2 protein-coding genes are annotated in these 436 nt (G+C 52.3%); both read right to left on the bottom strand.

What is annotated here, in order from left to right; genetic code table 11:
• Positions 1 to 282 (bottom strand): hydrogenase maturation protease (locus tag C1J00_RS48740; RefSeq protein WP_146046447.1); only part of this gene is annotated, 282 nt, incomplete at its 3' end.
• Positions 282 to 422, bottom strand: a complete 141-nt coding sequence (locus C1J00_RS48735) for a nickel-dependent hydrogenase large subunit (RefSeq protein ID WP_281262814.1) — start codon at positions 420 to 422, stop codon at positions 282 to 284. The genes C1J00_RS48740 and C1J00_RS48735, both read right to left, overlap by 1 nt.
• Positions 423 to 436: the final 14 nt, after the last annotated feature.

The following is a 436-nucleotide window of genomic DNA, read 5'->3' as shown; positions in this document are numbered from 1 at the left end:
CTGATGCGGAGAGATTTTGTTGGTAAACAACGCCGGAACTTCTTCATCCCGCAGGATCATCATCGTTCCCGGCGTGTTCTTTTTCGACACAATGGCATCCGCAATAATCAGATGATCGCGATTTGCCATGTCGCCAAGCAGCTCCATTCCCGCCGTGCCGCCATCGAGGATCTCAACATAATCCGGCAGAATGTATCGTTGCTCTAACGCTTCGACAATCCGCACACCGATGGCTTCATCGGTCAGCAAAATATTGCCGACCCCTAAGACTAAAATACGCATTACAGAACCTTCACTGAAACCACTTCGTTGCCGTCGGCATCCACTACGTGTACCGCACAGGCCATGCACGGGTCGAAGGAGTGAATGGTACGCACCACTTCCAGCGGTTTATTCGGATCAGCAACCGGTGTACCCACCAGCGACTGCTCGTAAG

The sequence above is a fragment of the Streptomyces cahuitamycinicus genome (assembly GCF_002891435.1).
Classification (GTDB): Bacteria; Actinomycetota; Actinomycetes; order Streptomycetales; family Streptomycetaceae; genus Streptomyces; species Streptomyces cahuitamycinicus.
Note: the sequence above shows the minus strand (reverse complement) of the source record. Positions and strands in the feature narration are given on the sequence as shown.